At 73.2% G+C, this 24,980-nt stretch carries 12 protein-coding genes; 8 read left to right on the forward strand and 4 right to left on the reverse strand.

Features of this window, described 5'->3' with window-relative positions; translation table 11 throughout:
* Positions 1–51: 51 nt before the first annotated feature.
* Positions 52–2,370 carry a heavy metal translocating P-type ATPase gene (locus tag WMF36_RS43000; RefSeq protein WP_437576655.1) on the forward strand — a complete coding sequence of 773 codons (2,319 nt, stop codon included), beginning with the start codon at positions 52–54 and terminating at the stop codon, positions 2,368–2,370.
* An 84-nt stretch (positions 2,371–2,454) separates the two neighbouring features.
* On the opposite strand, the gene WMF36_RS43005 is transcribed toward WMF36_RS43000, so the two are convergent.
* Complete coding sequence (locus tag WMF36_RS43005) at positions 2,455–3,621, reverse strand: hypothetical protein (protein WP_437582031.1); 1,167 nt, start codon at positions 3,619–3,621, stop codon at positions 2,455–2,457.
* Between the two features lie 210 nt (positions 3,622–3,831).
* On the opposite strand from WMF36_RS43005, the gene WMF36_RS43010 reads away from it, so the two are divergent.
* The 7 genes from WMF36_RS43010 (at position 3,832) to WMF36_RS43040 (ending at position 10,374) form a co-directional block, all read left to right on the forward strand.
* Entirely contained in the window at positions 3,832–4,509 is a 678-nt protein-coding gene (locus WMF36_RS43010; RefSeq protein WP_437576656.1) for an RNA polymerase sigma factor, read from the forward strand.
* A gap of 73 nt (positions 4,510–4,582) precedes the next feature.
* Complete coding sequence (locus tag WMF36_RS43015) at positions 4,583–5,056, forward strand: nucleoside 2-deoxyribosyltransferase domain-containing protein (protein WP_437576657.1); 474 nt, start codon at positions 4,583–4,585, stop codon at positions 5,054–5,056.
* Positions 5,057–5,210: 154 nt separating this feature from the next.
* Positions 5,211–5,492, forward strand: coding sequence for a hypothetical protein (locus WMF36_RS43020; protein WP_437576658.1), 282 nt, complete (start codon positions 5,211–5,213; stop codon positions 5,490–5,492).
* A 29-nt stretch (positions 5,493–5,521) separates the two neighbouring features.
* A complete protein-coding gene (locus tag WMF36_RS43025) occupies positions 5,522–5,773 on the forward strand; it encodes a hypothetical protein (RefSeq protein ID WP_437576659.1) in 252 nt (83 codons plus the stop codon).
* Positions 5,774–6,164: 391 nt separating this feature from the next.
* A complete protein-coding gene (locus WMF36_RS43030; protein WP_437576660.1) occupies positions 6,165–7,061 on the forward strand; it encodes a hypothetical protein in 897 nt (298 codons plus the stop codon).
* 618 nt (positions 7,062–7,679) lie between these two features.
* Positions 7,680–8,552, forward strand: a complete 873-nt coding sequence (locus WMF36_RS43035; RefSeq protein WP_437576661.1) for a hypothetical protein — start codon at positions 7,680–7,682, stop codon at positions 8,550–8,552.
* A 430-nt stretch (positions 8,553–8,982) separates the two neighbouring features.
* On the forward strand, positions 8,983–10,374 hold the full coding sequence (locus WMF36_RS43040) for a hypothetical protein (protein WP_437576662.1): 1,392 nt from the start codon (positions 8,983–8,985) through the stop codon (positions 10,372–10,374).
* A 161-nt stretch (positions 10,375–10,535) separates the two neighbouring features.
* Here WMF36_RS43040 and WMF36_RS43045 read toward each other — a convergent pair whose 3' ends face one another.
* The 3 genes from WMF36_RS43045 to WMF36_RS43055 are packed head-to-tail and all read right to left on the reverse strand — an operon-like array spanning position 10,536 to position 24,977.
* Entirely contained in the window at positions 10,536–11,990 is a 1,455-nt protein-coding gene (locus tag WMF36_RS43045; RefSeq protein ID WP_437576663.1) for a diaminobutyrate--2-oxoglutarate transaminase, read from the reverse strand.
* Between the two features lie 10 nt (positions 11,991–12,000).
* On the reverse strand, positions 12,001–15,975 hold the full coding sequence (locus WMF36_RS43050) for a non-ribosomal peptide synthetase (protein WP_437576664.1): 3,975 nt from the start codon (positions 15,973–15,975) through the stop codon (positions 12,001–12,003).
* Positions 15,972–24,977 carry an amino acid adenylation domain-containing protein gene (locus tag WMF36_RS43055; RefSeq protein WP_437576665.1) on the reverse strand — a complete coding sequence of 3,002 codons (9,006 nt, stop codon included), beginning with the start codon at positions 24,975–24,977 and terminating at the stop codon, positions 15,972–15,974. The genes WMF36_RS43050 and WMF36_RS43055 overlap by 4 nt, the downstream gene beginning before the upstream one ends.
* Positions 24,978–24,980: the final 3 nt, after the last annotated feature.

A 24,980-nucleotide genomic window follows, 5' to 3' on the forward strand; every position in this document is an offset into this window, starting at 1 on the left:
GCCGTAATGCGCGGGGCGGCCCTGCGTCTGCCGGTCGACAGCGAGGTGATCATGTCGACCGCATCCGTTTCCGTTCCCGCCCCCCAGGACACCGAGGACGCCGCCGCCCGCCGCGTCGACCTGCCCGTCGAGGGGATGACCTGCGCCGCCTGCGTGCGCCGCGTCGAGCGCGCCCTGCTCGCGACAGGCGGCGTCCGCGACGCGAAGGTCAACCTTGTGACCCGCACGGCCACAATCACGTTCGATCCCGCCGCCGCGCCCGCCGAGGCGCTCGTCGCCGCCATCGAGCGCGCCGGCTACAGCGTCCCGGAGCGCCCCGCCGCGCCGGCCGGCGCCGTCGTCGCGCCTGCCGGCCGGGCGGACGCCGCCGAGGCGAGCCTCGACCGCGAGCGACGCGCTCTCCGGCGGGACTTCCTTGTCGCGCTCGCCCTGTCGGTCCCGCTGCTCGTCCTCGGCATGTCGCACGGCCGCATCCCGGGCGCGGACAGCGCCGGCGGACGTCTCCTCCAGCTCGCCCTCGCGACCGCGGTGGTCTTCGGCCCGGGACGCAGGTTCTTCCGGCTCGCCTGGGCCGCGCTCCGGCACCGGGCGGCCGACATGAACACGCTCGTGGCCCTCGGGACCGGCGCCGCGTGGGTCTACTCGGCGATCGCGGTCGTCGCGCCGCAGCTCTTCCCCCACGCCGGGCACGGCGCACAGCCGCACGTCTACTTCGAGGCCGCCGGGGCCATCATCAGCTTCGTCCTGCTCGGCAAGCTCCTCGAGACGCGCGCCCGCAAGCGGCTCACCGACGCCGTGCGCGGGCTCGTCGCGCTCCAGCCGAGGACGGCGCGGCGCCTGCGCGGCGACCTGGAGGAGGAGGTCCCGGCCGCCGAGCTCGCGCCCGGCGATCTCGTCCGCGTCCGCCCGGGAGAGCGCATGCCGAGCGACGGCGAGGTCGTCGCCGGCGCCTCCGCGGTCGACGAGTCGATGGTCACCGGCGAGGGCCTCCCCGTCGACAAGGGCGCGGGGGCGCCCGTGGTCGGCGGCACGCTCAACCAGAGCGGGCAGCTCACCGTGCGGATCACGAAGACCGGCGCCGACACCGCGCTCGCCCGCATCGTCGAGGCGGTCGAGCAGGCGCAGGGCTCGAAGGCGCCGATCGCGCGCCTCGCCGACACGGTGAGCGGCGTCTTCGTCCCGGTGGTCCTCGGCATCGCCGCCGTCGCGTTCGTCGCCTGGCTCGTCGCGGATCCGACCGCGGCGGGGCTCGCCACGGCGGTCGAGCGGTTCGTCGCCGTCCTCGTGATCGCCTGCCCGTGCGCCCTCGGCCTCGCGACGCCCGCGGCCGTGGCCGTGGGCACAGGCCGCGGCGCCGAGCTCGGCGTGCTCGTGAAGGGCGGCACGGCGCTCGAGGCCGCGAGCCGCGTCGATACCGTCCTCGTGGACAAGACGGGCACGCTCACCGCGGGGCGGCCGCAGCTCGCGGCGGTGAAGGCGCTGGCGGGCATCGCCGAGGACGAGCTCCTGCGCCTGGTCGGGTCGGCGGAGCTCGGCAGCGAGCATCCGGTCGCCAAGGCGCTTGTCGAGGGCGCGCGCGCCCGCGGTCTCCCGCTCTCCGCGCCCGAGGGCTTCCGCGCCGACGCCGGCCGCGGCGTGGTCGCCCGCGTCGACGGGCGCGAGGTGCGCATCGGCACGGCCCGGTACCTCGCCGAGCTCGGGATCGACGCCGCGCCGCTCGAGGAGCTCGCCCAGGACCTCGCCGGGCACGGGAACACCCCGTCGTTCGTCGCCGTCGAGGGCCGGCTCGCCGGCCTCGTCGCGGTCGCCGACCTGCCGACCCCCGAGGCCGCGGAGGCCGTGGCCGCGCTGCGCCGGCTCGGCGTGCGCGTCGCCATGGTGACCGGCGACCGCGAGGCCACGGCGCGCGCGGTGGCGCGGCAGCTCGGGATCGACGAGGTGTTCGCCGAGGTGCGCCCCGAGGACAAGGCGCGCATCGTGCGCGAGGAGCGGGAGCGCGGGCGCATTGTCGCGATGGTCGGCGACGGCATCAACGACGCGCCCGCGCTCGCCGGCGCCCACGTGGGGATCGCCGTCGCGAGCGGCACCGACATCGCGGTCGCCGCGGCCGACGTGGCGCTGCTCCGCGGCGGCATCGCCGCCCTGCCGACCGCGCTCGGGCTCTCGCGCGCGACGCTGCGGACCATCCGCCGGAACCTCTTCTGGGCGTTCGTCTACAACGTGGTCGGCATCCCGATCGCCGCCGGCGCGCTCTACCCGCTGACCGGCTGGCTCCTGTCCCCGGTCCTCGCGAGCGCGGCCATGAGCCTGTCGAGCGTCTCGGTGCTCCTCAGCTCCCTCCGGCTCCGGCGGTTCGGGCAGGCGGGCTGAACGCCGCTCACCGAGGGCATGTGTGACCATCCGGGTCACAAGCGTCCTGACGTCGGTCGGTCGGTCGGTCGATCGATCGACCGCTTACAGGATGGGATCGATGCGGTAAACGCGGCTCGACAGCAGATCGGTGAAGTAGATCTTGCCGTCCGGCCCGAAGGTGAACCCGGCGAGCGACCCGGCCGGCAGCCCTGTATCCAGGGTGCGGACCAGCTGCCCTGTCAGGTCGAAGGCGTAGAACCGGCTTGTGGCATGATCGGTGGCGAAGACGAGGCCCTCGTGGACCTCGATCCCGCTCGGCACCTCGAGCGTCCCCGGGGGGACGAGCTCGACCAGCGTGGCCCCATCGACGTGCCTGCGCGCCTCGACCGGCTCCTGCCCGTCGAAGCCCGCTCCGCGCGTGCCGCTCGCCGTGTCCAGCTTCAGCAGCCGCCGGTGACCGGTGTCGGCGACGTAGAGGTGCCGGTCCTCGGGGTTGTAGAAGATGTGGCTCGGCGCCTCGTCGATCCCGAGCACCTCGCCGGCGGCATAGCGGTAGATCTCGCCGTCGGCGTGGTCGTCGTGCCCGGGGCCGTGATCGCGGGCGAAGTTGTACCGGTCGAGCGCGAGGTCGTGGCCGTTGAAGACCCAGTAGACGTTGAACGCCTCGTGCGCGATGCCCTTGCAGAAGGGGCTGGAGTGGAGCATGTCGAGGTGCGAGCCGAGGCCGTCGGGCGTCGCTTCCGCGAAGATCGTGAGGTCCGACGAGAAGAGCGACGGACCCATGAAGTCATTGCCGCCGTTGTCGTTGTCGCCGCAGACCCCGAACGTGCTTGCGTGGCCAAAGGCGATCGCCGGCGGGCGGTCCATGAAGTGCGTTGCGGCGGGGTCACGGAGGCGGATCGACGTGCTGTCCGGCGCGCCGGGCCTCGTGATGATGATCACGCTGTCGTCCTTGCGGTTGACGACCCAGAGCTCTTCGGGCCGCTCGGGGTTGAAGTCGAGGTCGGTCGGCTCACGCTGCCTGTCCGGCTCGTGGACGGGCACGAGCGCGACCGACGACGGACTGCCGTCCTTCACGCCGATCGGGGATCCAGGCGGGAGGGCGACGCACTCACCGCGCACCTGGTCGCACAGGGGCGTTTCGGGCGCAGGGGCGCAATCCGGCGAGGCCTGGCAGGCCAGCGCGGACGTCGGCGCGACGTCCGGGTCTGCCCCGGAGCAGGCCGACACAAGTCCCACGCTGGACAGGACGAGCACCCTCTGAAGCATCACGTCGACCTCCAAGTTCCTGGTGAGGAGGACATTGTGACCCGGCCGGTCACGCCGGCCATCCCTTTGTGACGCGGCTCCCGGGGCGCTCGCGTCGCGGCGCGGCGCGGTGGCGAGGTGGCGGGGTAGTGCGGAAGGCGCGGTGGCGGCGGGCGAGGTGGCGGTGTGGCGGGTGGCGAAAGGCGGGCCTCGAGGATAGCCTGGTGCGTCATGAGCGAGCCCGAGCGAACCTTGGAAGGCGCCGAGCGTGCGACGGAAGGCGCCGAGCCTGCGGGCTCGGCAGAGGTCGTCGCGACCCTTGTCGAGAGCCACCGGGAGTTCCTGCGTTTCCTGGAGCGCAAGGTCGGCAACCGGGCGGTCGCCGAGGACATCCTGCAGGACGCGTTCGTGCGGGGCATCGGCCGCATTGACAGCCTGCGCAATGACGAGTCCGCCACGGCGTGGTTCTATCGGACGCTGCGGAACGCCGTGGTGGACTATTTCCGGCGAAAGGGGGCGTCGGAGCGGGCGATGGCCGCGCTGGCCGCCGAGCTCGACGAGGTGGCCGAGCCCCAGGTGGAGCACCGCACCGTGTGCCAGTGCGTGCGGACGCTGGCCACCACGCTGAAGCCCGAGTACGCCGCCGCGCTCCAGCGCGTGGAGGTCGACGGGCTGTCGGTCCAGGCCTTCGCCGAGGAGGCGTCGATCACCGCGAACAACGCGGCGGTGCGCCTCTTCCGCGCCCGCGAGGCCCTCCGCAAGCAGGTGGCCGCATCGTGCGGGACCTGCGCCGAGCACGGCTGCCTCGACTGCTCGTGCGGCCCGGTACCGCCGGCACCGGCGAAGGGCGAGCCGGTGCCGAAGCGAGGCTGCGGCCACGGGGCGGGGAGCCGCGGTCCGGCCGGGTGACGCGGCGGATCAGCGTGGCGCGGGCGCGGTCAACGGGTTCTCACAACGGGCTCTCATCGGCGAGGTCTTTCTCATGATCGAGGTGCTGGCGCCGCGGCCGTTCGGCGGCGCGACGACTCCGAAGCTTTTTCTTGCCGGATCCATCGATAACGGCCAGGCCGAGCCGTGGCAGGCGGGCGTCGTGCAGGAGCTCGCCGATCTCGACGTGATGATCCTCAATCCGCGGCGGGAGCGGTGGGAGCCGGACTGGGCGCAGAGCCTCGACAACCCGAGCTTCGTCGAGCAGGTGGCGTGGGAGCTTCGCGGGCTCGAGGAGGCGGACGTCATCCTGATGTACCTCGCGCCGGGCTCGAAGGCGCCGATCAGCCTGCTGGAGCTCGGCCTGTTCGGCCGCACCGGGAAGATGCATGTCGTCTGCCCGGAGGCGTTCTGGCGCAAAGGCAACGTGGATGTGGTGTGCGAGCGGTATGCGATACCGCGCTACGCGAGCTTGCCAGAGGGCCTGCGCGCGGTGCGCGGCGCCCTCCTGCAGAGGAGCGGCGGTTAGCGCGACGGAGCGCTTCGCGGGATCAGCTCCTCGCGTGGCCCCGAGAGCCCTCTCGTTGAGGTCGGTGCTCTGACGTCGGGGCACACGCAGGTCACAAGGCGTGACGAAACTAGCGATCTGCTCGGAATTTAGAAATGAGAGCTGGCCGCTGATCATGACGATCGACGCGAACATGGCGCGGTGGTGCTCGCGGCCGATCGACACGGGGCACCCCGACTGGACGTTGAAACCGCGGGTGCTCGGGCCCGAGGGGGTCCCGGTCGTCACGGACGCCGAGCAGGCGAAGGCGGCGCCCAAGGTGGCCGTGCTCTCGGCGATGGCGCACGGGCGGGGCGAGGCGGCGGAGGCGAGCGGCGTGGCGTTCCTGGCGGCCGCAGCGGGGCTGGATGAGGAGCGCCGGGGCCTTGTACGGCGGACCTGGTGCTATCCTCGCTGAACGCAGCGGCGAGGCGGACGTTGGAGGCGATGATGAGGCGCGGATACGAGTTTCAGAGTGAGTTCGCGCGTAGCTACGTGGCCAAGGGTAGGCAGGAGGGGCTCCTCGAAGCCAAGGCGCACGACGTGCTCGCCGTGCTCGAGGCCCGGGGCCTGGAGGTCCCCGCCGAGGTGCGGGAGCGCGTCCTCGCGAGCACCGACCTCGCCGAGCTGGACCGCTGGGTACGCCGCGTCGCGGTCGTTAGCGACGCCCGGGAGCTCCTCGCCACGACCGGCTCCTGAGGTTCGCCCCTCCTCGTCTTCGGGCCGGCTGATGGCCATCGCGCCCGTGAGCGGGCGTCGATCGCGGGGTCATCGTCGGCCCATCGCCTGCCCGAGCGAAAGGCCGCCTCCGGGCATCATCTACAGGGAGTACAGGGAGCGCTAACAGGGGCTCGCTGTGGAGCTCCGATCGCGTCAGGGATCTTCGCGGGATCAGTTCTTCTTTTACCGGTAGATCCCTCTCGTGGAGCGCCGTGTCCTGACGTCGGGGCAAACATGTCGTGACGAACCCACCGGTCTGCTCGGAATTTAGAACTGGGAGGTGGCTGCTCGGGCCCCTGTGGAACCGTCCACAAGAGCCAGAGAGGCCGCTTGAAATCCAGTATGACTGCAAATGACCGAGAGACTACCGATGCCCTCAGTGACCCACGAAGCCTTGGTGGAGCTGTTCAAGAACCGGCCGACGCTGGCCGCCGAGATGCTGCAAGACGCGCTCGGCCAGCCGGTACCGGCCTTCACGGAGGCGCGCGTCGAGTCCTCCGACCTGACGGAGGTGATGCCGTCGGACCGGAGGGCGGACGTCATCCTCGTGCTGCTGGTCGGCGAGCAGCAGCAGCCCGCGATGGCGATCGTCGTCGAGGTCCAGCTCGGCGTGGATCCGGACAAACCGTATGTCTGGCCGGTGTACGTCACCCAGACGAGGGCCCGGCACCGCTGCCCGACTCGGCTGCTCGTCGTGACGATCGACATGAGCCTGACGCGATGGTGCTCGCGGCCGATCGACACGGGGCACCCCGGCTGGACGTTGAAACCGCTGGTGCTCGGGCCCGAGGGCGTTCCGGTCGTCACGGACGCCGAGCAGGCGAAGGCGGCGCCCGAGGTGTCCGTGCTCTCGGCGATGGCGCACGGGCAGGGTGATGCGGCGGAGGCGATCGGCGTGGCGTTCCTGGCGGCCGCAGCGGGGCTGGATGAGGAGCGCCGGGCCTTGTACGGGGACGTGGTGCTATCCTCGCTGAACGCAGCGGCGAGGCGGACGTTGGAGGCGATGATGAAGAGCGGATACGAGTTTCAGAGCGAGTTCGCGCGTAGCTACGTGGCCAAGGGTAGGCAGGAGGGCCGGCAGGAAGGGCTCCTGGAAGCCAAGGCACACGATGTGCTCGTCGTGCTCGAAGCCCGCGGCTTGGAGGTCCCCGCCGAGGTGCGGGAGCGCGTCCTCGCGAGCACCGACATCGCCGAGCTGGACCGCTGGGTACGCCGCGCCGCGGTCGTCAGCGACGCCCGGGAGCTCCTCGCCACGACCGGCTCCTGAGATTCGCGTCTCCTCGTCTCGACCTGCGCACGGTTGTTTGATGTCCGGCAGCTGTGTGACGAAGGTGACGTTGCTGGCGCGAGCGCGGAGGACTGAGCTGTTGCCGTAGGCCGCATCGCCGACGAGGAGGCGGCGCCGGTGCGGCAGCTGCTTGGCAAGCAACGCGATGAGCTCAGCCGCAAGCTCGGTGATGCGGCTGGGTGCGTTCGAGATCAGCGGGTGAATGGGTCTCACGCTCGGGCCGGCTGATGGCCATCGCGCCGGTGAGCGGGCGTCGATCGCGGGGGCCATGGTCGGCCCATCGCCTGCCCGAGCGAAGGGCCGCATCCAGGCATCATCGCATCATCGACAGGGAGCGCTAACAGGTGCTCGCTGTGGCGCTCCGATCGCATCAGGGATTTTCGCGGGATCAGCTCCTCGCTTATCCCCGAGATCCCTCTCATGGAGCCCCGTGTCCTGACGTCGGGGCACACGCAGGTCACAAGGCGTGACGACCTCACCGGTCTGCTCGGAATTTAGAACTGGGAGGTGGCTGCTCGGGCTCCTGTGGAACCGTCCACAAGAGCCAGAGAGGCCGCTTGAAATCCAGTATGACTGCAAATGACCGAGAGACTACCGATGCCCTCAGTGACCCACGAAGCCTTGGTGGAGCTGTTCAAGAACCGGCCGACGCTGGCCGCCGAGATGCTGCAAGACGCGCTCGGCCAGCCGGTACCGGCCTTCACGGAGGCGCGCGTCGAGTCCTCCGACCTGACGGAGGTGATGCCGTCGGACCGGAGGGCGGACGTCATCCTCGTGCTGCTGGTCGGCGAGCAGCAGCAGCCCGCGATGGCGATCGTCGTCGAGGTCCAGCTCGGCGTGGATCCGAACAAACCGTATGTCTGGCCGGTGTATGTCGTCCAGACGAGGGCCCGGCATCGCTGTCCGGCCCGGCTGCTCGTCGTGACGATCGACGCGACGATGGCGCGGTGGTGCTCGCGGCCAATCGACACGGGGCACCCCGACTGGACGTTGAAACCGCTGGTGCTCGGGCCCGAGGGCGTTCCGGTCGTCACGGACGCCGAGCAGGCGAAGGCGGCGCCTGAGGTGGCCGTGCTCTCGGCGATGGCGCACGGGCAGGGTGATGCGGCGGAGGCGATCGGCGTGGCGTTCCTGGCGGCCGCAGCGGGGCTGGATGAGGAGCGCCGCGCCTTGTACGGGGACGTGGTGCTATCCTCGCTGAACGCAGCGGCGAGGCGGACGTTGGAGGCGATGATGAAGAGCGGGTACCAGTTTCAGAGTGAATTCGCGCGCAGCTATGTGGCGAAAGGGCAGATCGAGGCCAAGGCGCAGGCTGTGCTCGCCTTCCTCGAAGCCCGCGGCTTGGAGGTCCCCGCCGAGGTGCGGGAGCGCGTCCTCGCGAGCACCGACATCGCCGAGCTGGACCGCTGGGTACGCCGCGCCGCGGTCGTCAGCGACGCCCGGGAGCTCCTCGCCACAAGCGACTCCTGAGCGCGCGACCGCGTGGTGACGAGAGCCTCAAGGCCACTCGCACACAAGCCGAGCTCCCACGTCAGCCGAATCGATCCACGAGGAGATCGATCTCGGCGCGCTCCTGGAACCCAACGCGGCGCAGGATCGGGCGCGACATCGGGCCGGCTCTCGTCACGATCCTTGGCGTTTCGCGACGGATCGCGCGGACTCTGCTCTTGTTTGATCACTCCCCTCCTTTCGTGCATCCCTGTCGCTCCAAGGCACAGAATGCGCCGCAAGCCCGGCTCAGCCGTGCGCCACCGTGTGCCATGAGGCACGAGGCCTCGCGCTCGGTTCGATGCCGAGTCGAAGCCGAGGAAGCTCAGGCCCTGTGCGTTCCGCTGCTCCCCTCGCTGGCTCGGTCGTTGCAGCGGGAGCAGGTATGCGAATGAGAACCTGTCTGTGCGCGATGGCGCCTTGGTTCGCGACAACGCTCGGCGCCTGCGGCTCGGTCGAGATCGACCGGGACCCGGGCAACACGGGCGGCTCCGGCGGCTCGGGCGGAGCCGAGCCGTTCCCCGACACCTGCAGCGCGCCCGAGCTCTCCGCTGTATGCGATATCGACGCGCAGCGCTGCGGCAATGGCGTGAAGGATACGTGCGAGGTTTGCTGGAGCTCCGACGACAGCCCGGTCCAGTGCAGCGACGTGACCGAGACGTGCGACGGCGATGTCAGCGAGACGTGCAGCTCGCTCGGATACGCGGGAGGCCGCCTCGCATGCAGCGACGTCTGCTCGATCGATGTCCGTGACTGCGACTCTTGCCTCGGGGCACCCCACCAGCTCGCGTGCGCGCGGCCGCGCATCGACGGGTACAACGTCGGCGATATCGCGATCGCGAGCGACGAACAAGGCCTCGCCGCGGCATGGCTGAGCTTCGACGACACCATCCACTTCGCCCGCTTCTCGACAGGCCTCGATCTGGAGCGCCGGTGGGATTGCGTGGACGCCCCCTCGGCGCTGCGGGTGGCGCTCGCGCCGAGCCCCGGAGGCTTCGTCATGGCGATCGGCGGCGGGGGCGACGGCCCCGCGCTGCGCCTCCTCCGCCTCGATCCGGACGGAAACGAGCTTTCGTCGCGCACCCTCGCGAACGCCACGTACCCCGTGCTCGCGGCGAGGCCGGGCGCAGCGCCGCTGCTCGTCTACGCGAGCACCGATGTCGCGTCGGCGCCGGCGAAGATCGTCGCCGAGCTGCTCGACGAGGCAGGCGAGGCAACATGGCAAGCGACCGTCGCCGACGCGGCCTACGGCGAGATGACCGCAGCGGCTTTCGCGGATCCGGGGTTTATCGTATCTGCCGGGGCGCTCGCCGGCGACGGCGGCCAGGGCGCGCCGACGACCGTCCTCGTGCCGGTCGACGCGTCGGGCACGGTCGGCGCGGCGCGCGAGCTCGCCGGCATCCGTGACGTGGCGCTCGCGCCCGCCGGGGCCGGCCGGGTGGGCGGCGTGTGGCAAAACGGCGAGCGCTTCGAGGTCGGCTGGCTCGACGGACAGGCGGCGCCGGCCGGCACCCCCGTGACGATCGCGATGCGCGACGCGGCGAAGGCCTCGCAGGAGCACGCGATCGCCGTGTCGAACGGCCGCGCCATCGTGGCGCTGGTCGAGGAGGGCGCGACGCAGGTGAGCCTCTTCCACGTGGACGACGATGGGTCGCTCGCCGTCCCCCGGTACGCCTTCGCGCGAGAGCCGACCGGGCTGTCCTGGCTCGAGATCGCGCCGGCGGGCGACGGCGCCGCGCTCGTGTGGACGACCTTCTCCGAGCCGGCGAGCAGCCGGTTCGTCCTCGGCCGCGCGCAGCGCTGAGACGCGCGGCCAGACACCCGCGGCCGACGCGCGGCCAGACACCCGCGGCCGACGCGCGGCCAGACACCCGCGGCCGACGCGCGGCCTGACGCCCGCGGCCGACGCGCGGCCAGACGCCCGCGGCCCCCGGCCCCTCCGCCCCAGGAGGAGGCCCCGGGCAGCTACTGGCAGGACGCCGCGAGCGCCTGACCGAAGAGCCTCGCCACCTCGTCGATCTGAGCCGCCGTGATGATGAGCGGCGGGAGGAACCGCACAACGCTGCCGTGGCGGCCGCCGAGCTCCACGATGAGCCCGCGCCGCAGGCACTCGCGCTGCACCCGCGCGGCGAGATCGGGGTGGGCAGGGCGCGCCCCGAGCGCGTCGGGCATGGCCGCCGCGTCGACGAGCTCCACGCCGATCATCAGGCCGCGCCCGCGCACCTCGCCGATGCACGCGAGCTCCTTGCCGAGCGCCGCAAGCTGCAGCTGGAGCCGCGCGCCGAGCTCCGCGGCCGCCGCGTCGAGCCGCTCGGCGCGCAGGACCGAGATCGTGGCCGAGCCCGCCGCCATCGCGAGCTGGTTGCCGCGAAACGTGCCCGCGTGGGCGCCCGGTCGCCAGGTGTCGAAGCGCTCGTGATACACCACCACCGACATCGGCAGTCCGCCGCCAAGCGCCTTGGAGAGGACCAGCACGTCCGGCTCGATGCCGGCGTGCTCGAACGCGAACATGCGCCCGGTGCGGCCGAACCCCGACTGCACCTCGTCGAGGATCAAGGGGATGTCATGGCGCGTCGCCAGCCCCCGCAGCCCCTTCAACCAGGCCGGCGGCGCCGGGATCATGCCCCCCTCGCCCTGGATCGCTTCAAGAATGATGGCCGCAGGCTTGGGCACGCCGCTCTCCGGATCGGACAGCAGGTTGTCGATGTACGCGAGCGAGGCCGCGATGCCAGCATTGCCGCCGAGCCCGAACGGGCAGCGGTACTCGTAGGGATACGGCAGGAACTGCACGCCTTGCAGGCTGGAGCCGAGCGCGACCTTGGGCCCGAGATTGCCCATCAGGGTGAGCGCGCCGTGCGTCATGCCGTGATACGCACCCTGAAATGCGAGCACCGTCCCGCGTCCGGTGGCCGTCTTGACCAGCTTCAGCGCAGCTTCCACGGCGTCAGCCCCGGTGGGGCCGCAGAACTGGATCCGCGCATGGCGGGCGACGCTGGCCGGCAGCACGCCGAGCACGTCTTGCATGAAGCGGTCCTTGACCGGCGTGGTGAAATCGAGCGCGTGCAGCGGCAGACCGGAGCGCAACGTGCTCTCCAGGACCTCGATCACCGCCGGGTGGTTGTGCCCGAGCGCCAGGGTGCCAGCCCCGGCCAAACAATCGATGAACACACGCCCGAGGACGTCCTCCACGTACACGCCCTGCGCGCGCGAGAGCGCCAGCGGCAAGCGCCGCGGGTACGTGCGGGCGTTCGACTCCCGCTGCCGCTGCCGCTCGAGCAGGGGGTGATCGTCGAAATCGTACAGGGCGCGACGCCGGTGGCGCTCGGCCAGCTCGGCGGCGAGGCTCGCCACGTGCGTCGGTCTGGACGACAGCGGCGACGGGTCGAATGCAGGCAAACTGGATACGGTCGACAAGCTCATCGGATGCTCCCTAGGGAGAAGGGTTGTTTGATTCCGGGCGCTCCAGGGCGCGTTCATCGAGATCCAGGACCTCCAGGGCCGCGCGCACGTGCGCATGCACGTCGGCCCCCTGCACGGCGGCGATGTGATCGCCGGGGAGATCCGCCGTGTGCACCGCGCCCGACGTGATGCGCTGCCAGTCCATGGGCGGGCCGCCGTGGTACGCGAGCGTCTCGGCGCTCCACCACGCATGGATCGGCGCCGCGACGCACCGCGGCGGCAGATCGTTCGTGAGCAGGGCCGCGCCTCGTAGCAGCGCGTACCGGTGGTGATAGGCGGCGGGCGGGATGTCGCTCGACGCGAAGCCGCGGGCCTGCGCCCAGCGCACGGCCTCCGCCACCCGGTCGCCGTTGCTGAGCCCCTTCAGCCGCTCCCGCAGCGCGTCGAGCTCCGCCGGCGCGAGCGCGAGCAGCTCCGCGCTGCGGCCCTGATCGATGTACGCCGCCAGCTCCTCGACGACATCCGGCTCGCCCGCCGCGTAGAGCCGCGTGCGCGGCTGCGTGTCCAGCAGGCCGAGGAAGGCGACCCGCTCGCCCTGCTCCTCCAGCGTCCGGGCGATGGCGAGCGCCAGCACGCCGCCCACCGACCACCCGAGGAGGCGGTACGGCCCGCGCGCCTGCCGCTCCCGGATCTCGCGCGAGAGCTGCTCGACGATCCGAGGGAGCGAGAGCGCCCCGGCCTCACGCGCGAGCGATGGGCCCAGATCGAGCCCGAGCACCGGCTGCTCCTCGCTCATGGCCGCGGCGAGGCCCTGGTAGGCCATGACGTGCAGGCCCGAGGAGTCCACGCAGAAGAGGGGAGGGCGTGAGCCGCCCGCGCGGAGCACGACGACGCTCGACGCGGGGCGCTCGTCCGCGAGCAGGCGGGCGAGCCCCGCCACGGTCGGCGCCTCGAAGATCGCCATCAACGACAGGGAGCCGCCGAGCGCCTGCTGGATCCGGTGCATCAGCGGGATCGCCATCAGCGAGTGCCCGCCGAGGTCGAAGAAGCTGTCCTCGACGCCGATCTGCGGGCGCCCCAGCACGTCGGCCCAGATGCGCGCGAGCGCCTCCTCGACCGGCGTGCGCGGCGCGACGTACTCGCGCCGCCGCCGCGCGGCAGGGCTGGGCAGCGCCTTGCGATCCACCTTCCCGTTGGCGGTCAGGGGCAGCGCGTGGAGCAGCACGAAGTCGCTCGGGTGCATGTACTCGGGGAGCCGATCCCTGAGGAACCCGCGCAGCGCGGCCTCGTCGAGCGCCCCCCCCCGGGGCACCACGTACGCGACGATCGCGCGCCCGCCCGCGCCGTCCTCGCGGGCGACGACGACCGCCTGCCCGACCGCGGGGTGCTCCCGGACGCGCGCCTCGATCTCCCCGATCTCCACGCGGTAGCCGCGGATCTTCACCTGGTGATCGCGCCGGCCCATGAACTCGATGGCGCCGTCGGGGCGGTACCGCGCCCGATCGCCCGTGCGGTAGAGGCGCGCGCCCACGCCGAAGGGGTGCGGCACGAACCGCTCCGCGGTCAGATCCGGCTGGCCGAGGTACCCGCGCGCGAGGCCGGCGCCGCCCAGGTAGAGCTCGCCCACCGTGCCCGCCGGCGCCGGCTCCAGGCGCTCGTCGAGGACGTACGCCTCGGCGTTGGCGAGGGGGCGGCCGATCGGCACCGAGGCGCACCCGCGCCGGTCACGCAGCGCGCCGAGCGGCTGCACAAGCGCGCCCACCGTCGTCTCGGTCGGCCCGTAGTGGTTCGCCACCGCGCAGCCGCCCGAGAGCGCCGCGATCCGCTCGATGAGGGCGAACGGCAGCGCCTCTCCGCCCAGCACAAGGAGCCGCCGCGGCAGCACCGCCGCCCCCTCGCCCGTGTCGAGCAGCGCGCTCAGGTGCGACGGCACGATCTTCAGCACGTCGATCGGCCAGCGCCGGTAGTACTCCGAGAAGAGCCTGCCGTCGGTGGCCGTCTCGTAGCCGATCACGTGGAGGCACCCGCCCGAGGCGAGCGCGCCGAAGAGGCTCGTGTTGCCGAGATCGGCGCTCAACGTCGAGACGGTCGCGAAATGCAGGCCCGCCTCGATCCCGAGCGCCTCGCACACCGAGCGGGTGTAGCTGGCGATGCCGCGGTGCGTTATTGCGACGCCCTTGGGCTCGCCGGTCGAGCCCGACGTGAAGATGACGGACGCGATGTCGTCGAGCCGCACCCGCGCGGCCGGGTCGGCGGCGGGCTCGCCGTCGAGCAGCGCCGCGTCGTCGAGCGAGAGGACGGCGCAGTCGGTGTCCGGCAGCCGGGCGCGGGCAGGCGCGTTCGTGAGCAGGACGGAGAAGCCGGCGCGCCGGATCTGCTGGGCGAGCCGCTGCGCGGGGGCGTGCGGGTCGAGCGGCACGTAGGCCCCTCCGGCCTTGAGGATGCCGAGGAGGCCCGCGATCATGTCCACGGATCGCTCGCAGCAGAGGCCGACCGGGCTGCCGCCGCCGACGCCGCGCCGGCGGAGATGGTGGGCGAGCCGGTTGGCCTGCCGGTTCAGCTCACCGTAGGTCAGCCGCCGATCCCCCGCGACAACGGCCAGCGCATCGGGCTGCCGCGCGACGTGCTCCTCGAACGACGCATGCAGGCACCGCGGCGGCGCGGCGTCGTGCGCCGCCCCCCGGCCCGCCGAGAGCCGCCGCGCCCGCTCCGAAGGGTCGAGCAGGTCGAGGCGCTCCACGGGCGCCGACCAGGCCCCGGCCGCGCTGCCGAGCAGCGCACGGTACTGCTCGGCCAGGCCGAGGACGCCCTCCGCCCCGCACCGGCGCGCGTCGTGCCAGAGCGAGAGGCGCACGCGGCCTCGCCCGCGCTGCGCCGAGAGCGCGAGCTTGAGCCCGCCCGCGCCCGTGCACCGGCGCTCGACGCTCCACGCGAGGCCGCCCGCCACCCGGGGCTCCGGGAGCGAGGAGAACTCGAAGCCGACGGTGCTCCCGGGCCCCGCGCCGTCCGCCGGCAGGTCGGGGTTCCAGCGCTCCTCGGCTTCCTCGGTCGCCTCCTCGACGCCTGCCTGCGCCCGGCGCACAAGCTCGGCGAACCGCTGCGCGTCGTCCACGCGGCACGGCACCGGGAGCCACCTGGCCACCGGGCCCATGACCTCCTGGACGTCCTCGATCGTCCGCCCGGCCGAGGCCACGGCGACGAGGAGCTCCCGCGACCCGGTGAGGCGCGCGAGGTGGACCTGGAAGGCCGCGAGCAAGACCGACGAGAGCGAGGCGCCCTCGCCGCGGGCCAGCGACTCCAGCCGGTCGAGCAGCGCGGCGTCGACGTCGATCTCGACGGCCTCGCCGGAGGCGCCGCCCTCCCCGGCGGCGCCCTCGAAGGGGAGGACGACGGGCACCCCCGGAGGCGCCGGGGCGCCCTCCGCCGAGCCGACGAGATCGTTCTGCCACTCGGCAAACTGGGCGTATTGCACCGGCTCCTCCCCGCTCGCGCCTCGCTCGCCGGCGCCGGCGTAGGCCTCGGCCAGCTCGCCGAACAGCAGGTCCATCGTCCACGCGTCGGCGCAGAGCGCGGGCGCGGCGACGAGCAGGTCGTGCAGCCGGTCGGCGCGGCGCACCAGCCAGACGTGAAGCAGCGGCCCGCGCTCGAGGTCGAGCTCGAGCCGCGCGGCCTCGCGCCAGAGCGCCTCGACGTGCGCCTGCTGCTCGCCGGCCGCGCGGCCGCCCAGATCCACGCGGCGCCACGCGGGCGCCGCCCCACAGGCGGCCTGCAGCGGGAACTTGAGGCGCGGATCCCGGCGGAACGTCGTCCTCAGGATCTCGTGCCGCGCGACGACCTGGCCGAGGGCATCGGCCAGCCGCGCGGCATCGAGGTTTCCCTCCAGCCGGATCAGCCCGCGCGTGCACACCGCGATCCCGCTCCGGTGGAGCGCCCACAGGCGCCGCTGCTGCGGCGAGAGGCGCACGCCCTGGACGCTCGGCCCGAGCTCCATGACCTGCGCCGTCATGACGCCACCGCGCCCTGGGCCGTCTGCGTCGCCCGCTCGGCCGTCATCATCTCGCCCATGGCGACCACGATCTTCCGCGGACCCGAGAACGGGTCGCGGGCGTGGGCCACGAGCATGTTGTCGAGCAGGATGACGTCGCCCTCCTGCCACGGGAACCGCACGGCGCAGCGCTCGTAGGCCTCGCCGAGCGCGCGGGTCGTCTCGGCCTCGATCGGCGCGCCGTCGCCGTAGACCACGTTGCGGGGCAGCCACTCCTCGCCGAGCATCGCCAGGAGCGACTCGCGCACCGGCGCCTCCAGGTACGCCGGGTGGTGCAGCTGGACCTGGTTGAAGAACACCTGCTCTCCCGTCTTCGGGTGCGAGAGCACGGCCGGGCCGCGCTGGCCGATCCGCAGCCGGCCGCCCGCGAGCCACGCGCACCTCATGCCGCCCGCGCGGCAGCGCTCCTCCACGACCGCGGGATCCGTCGTGTGGAAGAAGTCCTGCCAGCTCACGTCGAAGCCCGGCGTGAAGTTGCGCACGTAGAGCAGCCCCGTCCGCCGGAAGCGCTCGCGGACGTCCGGCGCGAGCGCCTCGTAGAGCCGGCGGCAATCGACGATCGGCGTCGCGCCGCCCTCCGGCGCGGCCTGCACGCAGTAGAACCACTGCTTCATCGGCCAGCGCGGGAGGTGCGAGCTCTCGTTGTGGAACAGGATGGCCTTGTCGGCCGGGTACGGCGTCGAGCTGTAGATGTGCTGCCCGGTCTTCTCCCGCGGAAGGTCGCCGTACTCGCCGAACAGCTCGCCGCAGATGGCCTGCGCGACCTGCTCGAAATCCGGGACCGACCGGATCGGGAAGCCGCGGAACAGGACGGCCCCGTGCCGGAGCAGCTGCGCCTCGACGAACGCCCGCTCCTCGCGGGCCCAGGCCGCGAGCTCCACGTCGTCCACCGCCGGCTTCACGACCAGCGGCAGCGGCCCGGCGTCCATCGTGCTCGTCGCGACGAGCGCGCTGGGACCCACGTCCACCTTGCGGGGGGTGATGCGCTTGAGGCTCCGGAGCCGGCCCTCGTCGCGCGCGCGTCCTTCCACGGTGCGTTCCTTCCTCTCGGCTGCCGCGAGCGCCGTCACGCGGCGGTCGGGGTCGTCCACGATGGCCCGCAGCACGGCCATGAAGTGGGCCGCCATCGCGGCGATCGTCGGCGGCTCGAACAGATCGGCGCGGTACTTCCACGCGCACGTGAGCCCCTCGTCCGTCTCCTCGACGAACACGCCGAGGTCGAACCGCGACACCTCCCGGTCGAGATCCACGGGGCTGATGCGGATCCCGGGCAGCGAGATGTCGGACGCCGGCACGTTCTGCAGCACGAACAGCGTCTGCACGAGGGGGTGGCGGCCGGGCTCGCGGGCCGGCCGCACGGCGTCGACGACCTGCTCGAACGGCAGATCCTGGTGCGCGTACGCGTCGAGCGTGACCTCCCGGACCCGCTGAAGGAGCTCCCGGAACGTCGGCAGGCCGCCGAGATCCGTGCGCAGGACCAGCAGGTTGACGAAGAACCCGATGAGCCCCTCGGTCTCGGCGCGGTTGCGGCCCGCGACGTCGGTCCCGACGAGGAGGTCGCTCTGGCCCGTGCGCCCGAGGAGCATGACCTTGAACGCGGCGAGCAGCGTCATGAAGAGGGTCGCGCCCTCGCGCCGGCCGAGCGCGCGCAGGGCGTCGGAGAGCGCGCGGTCCACCGCGATCGTGTGGCGCGCGCCGCGGTAGCTCGGCGCGGCGGGCCGCGGGTGATCCGGGCGCAGATCGAGCGCCGGCGGGTGCCCGGAGAGCCGCTCGCGCCAGGCGCCGAGCAGCGCCTCGCGGGTCGCGCCCTGGATCCACCGCCGCTGCCAGACGGCGAAGTCCGCGTACTGGACCGGCAGCGGCCGCAGCGCCGGCGGGCGCCCGGCCCTCGCCGCCACGTACAGCTCGGCCAGCTCCGCGACCAGCACGTTCAGGGTCCAGCCGTCCGCCACGATGTGGTGGACGACGATGACCAGCACGAGCTCGTCGTCGCGGAGCCTGATCGCGGTCACCCGCAGGAGCGGGCCGCGGCCGAGGTCGAACGGCCGCTCCGCGCGGCCTTCGGCCAGGCGCTGGACCGCCGCGCCGTGCTCCGCGGCGGGCGTCGCCGACAGGTCCACCACCTCGAACGCCGGCGCGCCCTCGGGGGCGATCACCTGCACCGGCTCGCCCGAGGCCACGCCGAACGTGGTCCGCAGCGACTCGTGGCGCCGGACGAGCGCGGCAAGGCTGTCCCTGAGCCGCGCGACGTCGAGCTCCCCCTCGACGCGCACGGCGGCGGTCATGTTGTACCCGGCGCTGTCGGGCTCGAGCTGGGCCAGGAACCACAGGCGCTGCTGCGCGAACGAGAGCGGCAGCGGCCCCTGCCGCGGCGCCGGGACGAGCGGCGGCGCCCCGGCCGCCGGCGCGCCGGCGAGCGGGCCGCGGCGTCGATCGACGTCGCCGGCGAGCTCCGCCACGGTGGGGTGATCGAACAGGCTGCGGAGCGGCAGCTCGACGCCGAGCGCCTTGCGCACGCGCGACACCACCTGCGTGGCGAGGAGCGAGTGCCCGCCCAGCTCGAAGAAGCCGGTGTGGACGCCGACCCGCTCGAGCCCCAGCACCTCCGCCCAGATCGCGGCGAGGGCCTCCTCGGTCGGCGTCGTGGGGGCGCCTGCCGCCGCGCCTCCCGGATCGGCCGCGGGCGCCTCCGGCGCCGGCAGGGCCTTGCGGTCCACCTTGCCGTTCGGGGTGAGCGGCAGCGCGGACAGCGCGACGAACACGGGCGGCACCATGTAGTCGGGCAGCGTCTCCTTCAGGAAATCGCGCAGGCGCTCCGGCGCCGGGGGCGCGCTGCCTTCGCCGACGACGTAGGCCACGAGCCGCTTGCCGGACGAGCGCTCCTCCCGGACCGCGACCACGGCCTCGCGGACCTCCGGGTGCTGCGCGAGGCGCGCCTCGATCTCGCCGAGCTCGATGCGGAAGCCGCGGATCTTCACCTGGTGATCCCGCCGCCCCGAGAACTCGAGGGTGCCGTCCGCGAGGCGCCGGCCGAGATCGCCGGTCCGGTACATGCGCGCGCCGGGCACGTCGCCGAAGGGGTCGGGCACGAAGGCCTCCGCGGTCCGGGCGGGGTCGTTCAGGTAGCCTCGCCCCACGCCGATGCCCGTGACGCAGATCTCGCCGGTCACGCCGACGGGCGCGAGGTCGTCGCCCGTCACGACGTAGAGCTTCACGTTGGGCACGGGCCGGCCGATGGGCACGTGGACGAGCTCGGGCCCCGGGGCCGCCGTGATCGCGTGCAGCGCGACGTCGTCGGCGCACTCGGCCGGCCCGTAGGCGTTCATGAGCGGGACGCGGGGGTAGCGCGCGAACCACCGGCGGCAGAGGTCGGGCGTCAGCGCCTCGCCGGTGGGCAGCATCCACCGGAGGCGCGCGAGGCGCGGCGCGTCCTCCTCGGCCCCCACGAGCTCCCGCAGGAGCGACGGGACCAGCTCGAGGACCGTGATCCCCTGCGCCTCGGCCTCCTCCAGCAGGCGCCGCGGATCGCCCACGATCTCGTCGGGGACGATGTGCACGCGGCCGCCGCAGAGCAGCGCCGTCAGCAGCTGCCACACCGAGATGTCGAAGCACTGGGACGCGGTCTGGCCGATCACGTCCGAGGCGCCGAGCTCCAGCGCGGGGATCTTCCCCCACACGTTGTTGAGCATCCCGGCGTGCTCGACCATCGCCCCCTTCGGCACGCCGGTCGATCCGCTCGTGTAGATGACGTAGGCGAGGTGGCCGGGGCCGGCGAGCCGCGGGAGATCATCGACAGGCACGGGCGCGGGCCCGCGCTGCGCGGCGAGGCGCTCGCGCGTCACGAACCGAGGCCGGGCTGGCTCCGGCAGGTGCGCGAGCGCCTTCGCGAGCCGCGGGACCCACGCCTCCGAGGTCACGACCACGGGCGCGCGGCTCGCCTCGACGACCCCGGCGATGCGCTGCTCCGGCTGATGAGGATCGAGCGGGAGGTACGCGCCGCCGGCCTTGAGCACGCCGAGCAGCGCGACGACCAGCTCGATGTCGCGCGACTCCAGCACGGCGACGATCGTGTCCGGACCGACCCCCTGGGCTCGCAGCGCGTGGGCCACCTGGTTGGCGGCGCGGTTCAGGGCCGCGTAGGTGAGCCGGCGCCCGCGGCACGTGACCGCCTCGGCGTCGGGCGTCCTTCGCGCCTGGGCCTCGAACAGCGACACATAGCTCGGCGCGGCGGGCTCCGCGCTCTTCGTGCTGTTCCACTCCAGGAGCAGCTGCCGGCGCTCGCGCTCATTCAGGAGCGCGAGGTCGCCCAGCCGCGCCTCCGGACGGCGGGCCATCTCCGAGAGGAGCTCGACCAGGTGGCCGAGCATCCGCTCGACGGCGTCGTGATCGAACAGGCGCCGGTCGTACGAGAGCCGGATCCCGAGCCCCGCGCCCGGGTAGGCCACGACCGTCATCGGGTAGTTCGTGTGGACCCGGTCCTGCTCGTAGGAGAGACGGACCTCGCCCACCTGCTCGCCGAGGCGGGGGTCCTTCGGCGCGTTCTCGAAGACGAGGAGGCTGTCGAACAGCGCCTGTCCCTTGGGGAGCTCGCTCCACCGCTGGATCTCCACGAGCGGCGGATACTCGACCTCGCGGATCCGGTAGTTGTGGGCCAGGAGTCCCTTGAGCCACGGGAGGAGCGGCTGCTCGGGCGAGACGCGCACCCGCAGCGGCAGGCTGTTGATGAAGAGGCCCACGATCGTCTCCACCCCGGGCAGATCGGTCGGGCGGCCCGCCACGGTCACGCCGAACACGACGTCGCGCCGGCCGCTGTAGCGGCTCAGGAGGAGCGCCCAGGCCCCTTGCACCATGGTGTTGGGCGTCAGCCCGTGCTGGTGCGCGAGGCCGAGGAGCGCCTCGGTCAAGGCCGGCGGCAGCTCGACGAACGCGTCGCTCACCCCGGCCCCCGCGGGCGGCGCGGCCCCGTCGGGGAGGATCCGGTCCACGCCGAGGGGCGTCGGCTCGGCGAAGCCGCGGAGCTCCTCGCGCCAGAACCGCTCGGCCGCCGGGAGGTCCTGCCGCGCGAGCCAGGCGATGTAGTCGCGGTAGGGGCGCGGCTCGGGCAGCTCCAGCGAGCGGCCCTCGATCAGGGCCGCGTAGTACGACAGGCACTCCATCATCAGCACGGAGAAGCACCAGTCGTCCGTGAGGATGTGGTGGAAGCTCCGTACGATGCGATAGGCGTCCTCCCGCACGCGGATCAGCCGGAGCCGCATGAGCGGCGCGCGCGTCATGTCGAGCCCTTCGGCGAGCTCGGCCTCGAGCGTCTCGGCGAGGTGCCGCTCCTGCTCGGCCTCGGTCTTGTCGCGCCAGTCGAGGACGTGGATGACGTCGGAGAGGTCGACCTGCCGGTGGACGATCTGGAGCGGTCGCTCGAGATCCTTCCAGACGAAGGAGGTCCTCAGGATGGGGTGCCGCGCCGCCACCCGCCGCCAGGCCTCGATGACGAGGCCGCCGTCGAGCGCGCCGTGCCACACGTAGTGCTGCTGCATCAGGTAGATGCCCGAGCCCGGGTTCAGCAGGGTGTGGAAGAGCATCCCCTCCTGCATCGGCGAGAGCGGGTAGACGTCATCGAGCCCCGCCGGGTCCGGCAGGTTGCGCGCGAACTCGTCCTGCGTGAGGCCGCTCAGCGCGAACCGCGGAGGCGTCGCCCCGGGCGGCTCTCCCTGCGGCGCGCCGGTCGGGTCCGGGCCCGCGACGGCGGCGGAGCCCGCGGCCGCGACCGGCGCCGCGGCGGAGCGCGCGACCGCCGCGGCGCCGGCCACGGTGGGGTGGTCGAACAGGTCCTTCGGGCTCAGCTTGACGCCGCGCTGGTTGGCGCGCGCGATGACCTGGAGGCTCCGGATGGAGTCGCCGCCGAGGGCGAAGAAGTTGTCGTGGATGCCGACCCGCTCCACGCGCAGGATCTCGGCCCAGATCTGGGCGAGCGTGGCCTCGACCTCGCTCCGCGGCGCGACGAAGCCGGCGGCCTCCGGCGCGCCCGCCCGCCCGGGCTCGGGCAGCGCCGCGCGGTCGACCTTGCCGTTCGCGGTGAGCGGCAGCGCGGGCAGCGCCACGATCACGGCGGGCACCATGTAGTCGGGGAGCCCCAGCGCGAGCCGGCCGCGGAGCGCCGCGACGTCGAGCGCCGCCGCCTCCCGGCCGACGACGTAGGCCACGAGGCGCGTGGTCCCGCCGGCGTCCCGCGCCGCCACGACCGCCTCGCGCACCTCGGGCTGCTCGCGCAGGCGGGCCTCGATCTCGCCGAGCTCGACCCGGTGGCCGCGCAGCTTGATCTGGTGGTCGGTGCGCCCGAGGAACTCGATCGCGCCGTCCGCCCGGAGGCGCGCCCGGTCCCCGGTGCGGTACAGGCGGCCGCCCGGGGCGCCCCCGAACGGATCGGGGACGAAGCGCTCCGCCGTCAGCTCCGGGCGCGCGTGGTAGCCGCGCGTCACGCCGGCCCCGCCCAGGTAAAGCTCCCCGGGCACGCCCACCGGCACCGGTTCCATAATTACACCGAGGACATACGCCTGGGTGTTCGGGAGCGGCCGGCCGATGGGCACCGTCGCTGCGGATCGGCCGCCTGCGGCATCGATCTGCCATGTGAGCGAGCCCACTGTGGTTTCCGTGGGACCGTAATGATTCAGGACGGTGCACCCCGGCGAGAGCGCGCGGATCCGGTCGATGAGCTCCCAGCTGGAGGCTTCCCCGCCGAGCACGAGGCAGCGCGCGGGCAGCACGCGCTCGGGCTGCGCCGCCTCGAGGAGCGCGGTGAGGTGGCTGGGGACGATCTTGAGCGCGTCGACCCCGTGGCGGCTCATGTACTCGGCGGTGGCGTCGGGATCGAAGATCCGCGCCTCGGACAGGACGTGCAGCGCGCGGCCCGAGCAGAGCGCGCCGAAGAGCGACGTGTGCCCGAGGTCCGCGGCCACGGTCGAGACGAGCGCCATGCCGCCGCCCTCGGCGAGGGGCAGCCGCGTGAGCACGCCGCGCACGTAGTTCACGAGGTGGCGGTGCTCGACGGCCACGCCCTTCGGGCGCCCGGTCGAGCCCGAGGTGTAGATGAGGTAGGCCAGGTTCTCCGGCCGGGCCGTCGCGCCGAGCGGCGCGTCGGATTCGGCCGCGAGGGCGCCCGCGTCGCGGTCGAGGAAGAGCAGCGCGGGCCCCGGCCCGTCGAACGCGCCGGCCCATGATTCCTGGGTGATCACGACCTTCGCGCCGCTGTCCTCCACGACGGCGCGCAGCCGCTCGCGCGGGAATTTCGGGTCGACGGGCACGTACGCGGCGCCGGCCTTGAGCGCGCCGAGCAGCGCGAGGATCAGCTCCGCCGAGCGCTCGATGCACAGGACGACCCGGTCCTCGGGCCCCACGCCGAGCGCCCGCAGCCTCCGCGCCAGCTGGTTCGTCCGCCGGTCGAGCTCCCCGTAGGTCAGCGCCGTCTCCTCGCAGACGACCGCCAGGGCGTCGGGCCGCGCGGCGGCGTGCGCCGCGAAGAGCTCGTGGACGCAGGCCGGCGGGAAGTCGGCGGCCGTCGCGTTCCACTCGGAGAGCAGGCGCCGCCGCTCCGCGCCGCCCACGAGGGGCAGCTCGGCCAGCCGGGCGTCCGGCCGCGCCGCCATCGCCTCGAGCAGCGCGCGGCACTGGCCGAGCAGGCTGGCCGCGGCCTCGTGCGTGAGGCGCCGGCGCTCGTAGCTCAGGATGAGCCCGAGCTCGCTCGACGGCTCGACGATGAGCGACGCCGGGTAGTTGTTGCGCCCGGCGGTGAGCAGGGCGTCGCCGACGCGCCCGCCGCCGGGCCGGGGCAGGGCGCGGACGCGAACGTCCATGGGCACGCCGCTCACGTCCTCCTCGGGGTAGCTGTCGAACACCACCAGGGTGTCGAAGAGCGACCGCCCGCCTGGCACCTCGCTCCAGCGCTGGACGTTGGACAGGGGGGTCCACTCGTACTGGCGCAGCTCGCTGTTCCGGTCCTGCAGCCGCGACAGCCAGGCGGCGAGCGGCTCGTGCTCGTCCACACGGACCCGCACCGGCAAGGTGTTGATCAGCACGCCGACGATGGCCTCGGAGCCGGGGAGCTCCGGGGGGCGGCCCGACACCGTGGAGCCGAAGACCACGTCGGCCTCTCCGCTGTGCCGGGAGAGCAAGAGGGCCCACGCGCCCTGCACGAGGGTGTTCAGCGTGACGCGCAGGCGCCGCGCGCAGGCCGCGAGCGCCTCCGTCTCGGCCCGCGAGAAGCGGAGCGCCTGCTCGGCGCAGGGGAACGCGCCGTCGCCCGCGGCGGCCGCCGGACCGGCCTCCAGCGGGAGCGGCGTCGGCGCCCGGAACCCGGCCAGCGCGCCGCGGAAGAACCGCTCGGCAGCGCCTTCGTCCTGGGCCTGTACCCACGTGAGGTACTCCCGGTACGGGCGCGGCCGCGGCAGCTCGGGCGTCGTGCCCCGCACGAGTGCCTGGTAAATGAACAGCGCCTCTCTCAGCAGGAGGGCGAAGCTCCACCCGTCGAGCAGGAGGTGGTGATGGCTGTTGATGAAATAGAAGGCCTCCTCCTCGGCCCGGGCCACCGTGAGCCGCATGAGGGGCGCCTTCAGCAGGTCGAAGCCGGCGCGCCGGTCCGCGGCCATGAGCTCGACGAGGGCCTCCTCGCGCTCGCGCGCGTCGAGCCCGCGGAGATCGTGCCGCGAGAGCGGGATCGTCGCCCGCGGGCGGACGACCTGCACCGGCCTGTTCACGCCCTCCCAGACGAAGCCGGTGCGCAGGATGGGGTGCCGCTCCGCGAGCGCCTGCCAGGCGCGCTCGAAGGCGTCGAGATCGAGCCGCCCCTCCAGGAGGAAGGCCGTCTGGACGAAGTACGGGTCGGCGGACCGATCCGAGACCGCGTGAAAGAGCAATCCCTGCTGGAGCGGGGAGAGATAGTGAATCGACTCAACGTCTTTCTTCTTGTTCGTCATGGC

The sequence above is a fragment of the Sorangium sp. So ce887 genome (assembly GCF_051521455.1).
Classification (GTDB): domain Bacteria; phylum Myxococcota_A; class Polyangia; order Polyangiales; family Polyangiaceae; genus Sorangium.

Coding starts and splice junctions, on each gene's coding strand:
- WMF36_RS43000 (WP_437576655.1), top strand. CDS start 52: ATGTCGACCGCATCCGTTTCCGTTCCCGCCCCCCAGGACACCGAGGAC.
- WMF36_RS43005 (WP_437582031.1), bottom strand. CDS start 3,621: ATGCTTCAGAGGGTGCTCGTCCTGTCCAGCGTGGGACTTGTGTCGGCC.
- WMF36_RS43010 (WP_437576656.1), top strand. CDS start 3,832: ATGAGCGAGCCCGAGCGAACCTTGGAAGGCGCCGAGCGTGCGACGGAA.
- WMF36_RS43015 (WP_437576657.1), top strand. CDS start 4,583: ATGATCGAGGTGCTGGCGCCGCGGCCGTTCGGCGGCGCGACGACTCCG.
- WMF36_RS43020 (WP_437576658.1), top strand. CDS start 5,211: ATGACGATCGACGCGAACATGGCGCGGTGGTGCTCGCGGCCGATCGAC.
- WMF36_RS43025 (WP_437576659.1), top strand. CDS start 5,522: ATGATGAGGCGCGGATACGAGTTTCAGAGTGAGTTCGCGCGTAGCTAC.
- WMF36_RS43030 (WP_437576660.1), top strand. CDS start 6,165: ATGCCCTCAGTGACCCACGAAGCCTTGGTGGAGCTGTTCAAGAACCGG.
- WMF36_RS43035 (WP_437576661.1), top strand. CDS start 7,680: ATGCCCTCAGTGACCCACGAAGCCTTGGTGGAGCTGTTCAAGAACCGG.
- WMF36_RS43040 (WP_437576662.1), top strand. CDS start 8,983: ATGGCGCCTTGGTTCGCGACAACGCTCGGCGCCTGCGGCTCGGTCGAG.
- WMF36_RS43045 (WP_437576663.1), bottom strand. CDS start 11,990: ATGAGCTTGTCGACCGTATCCAGTTTGCCTGCATTCGACCCGTCGCCG.
- WMF36_RS43050 (WP_437576664.1), bottom strand. CDS start 15,975: ATGACGGCGCAGGTCATGGAGCTCGGGCCGAGCGTCCAGGGCGTGCGC.
- WMF36_RS43055 (WP_437576665.1), bottom strand. CDS start 24,977: ATGACGAACAAGAAGAAAGACGTTGAGTCGATTCACTATCTCTCCCCG.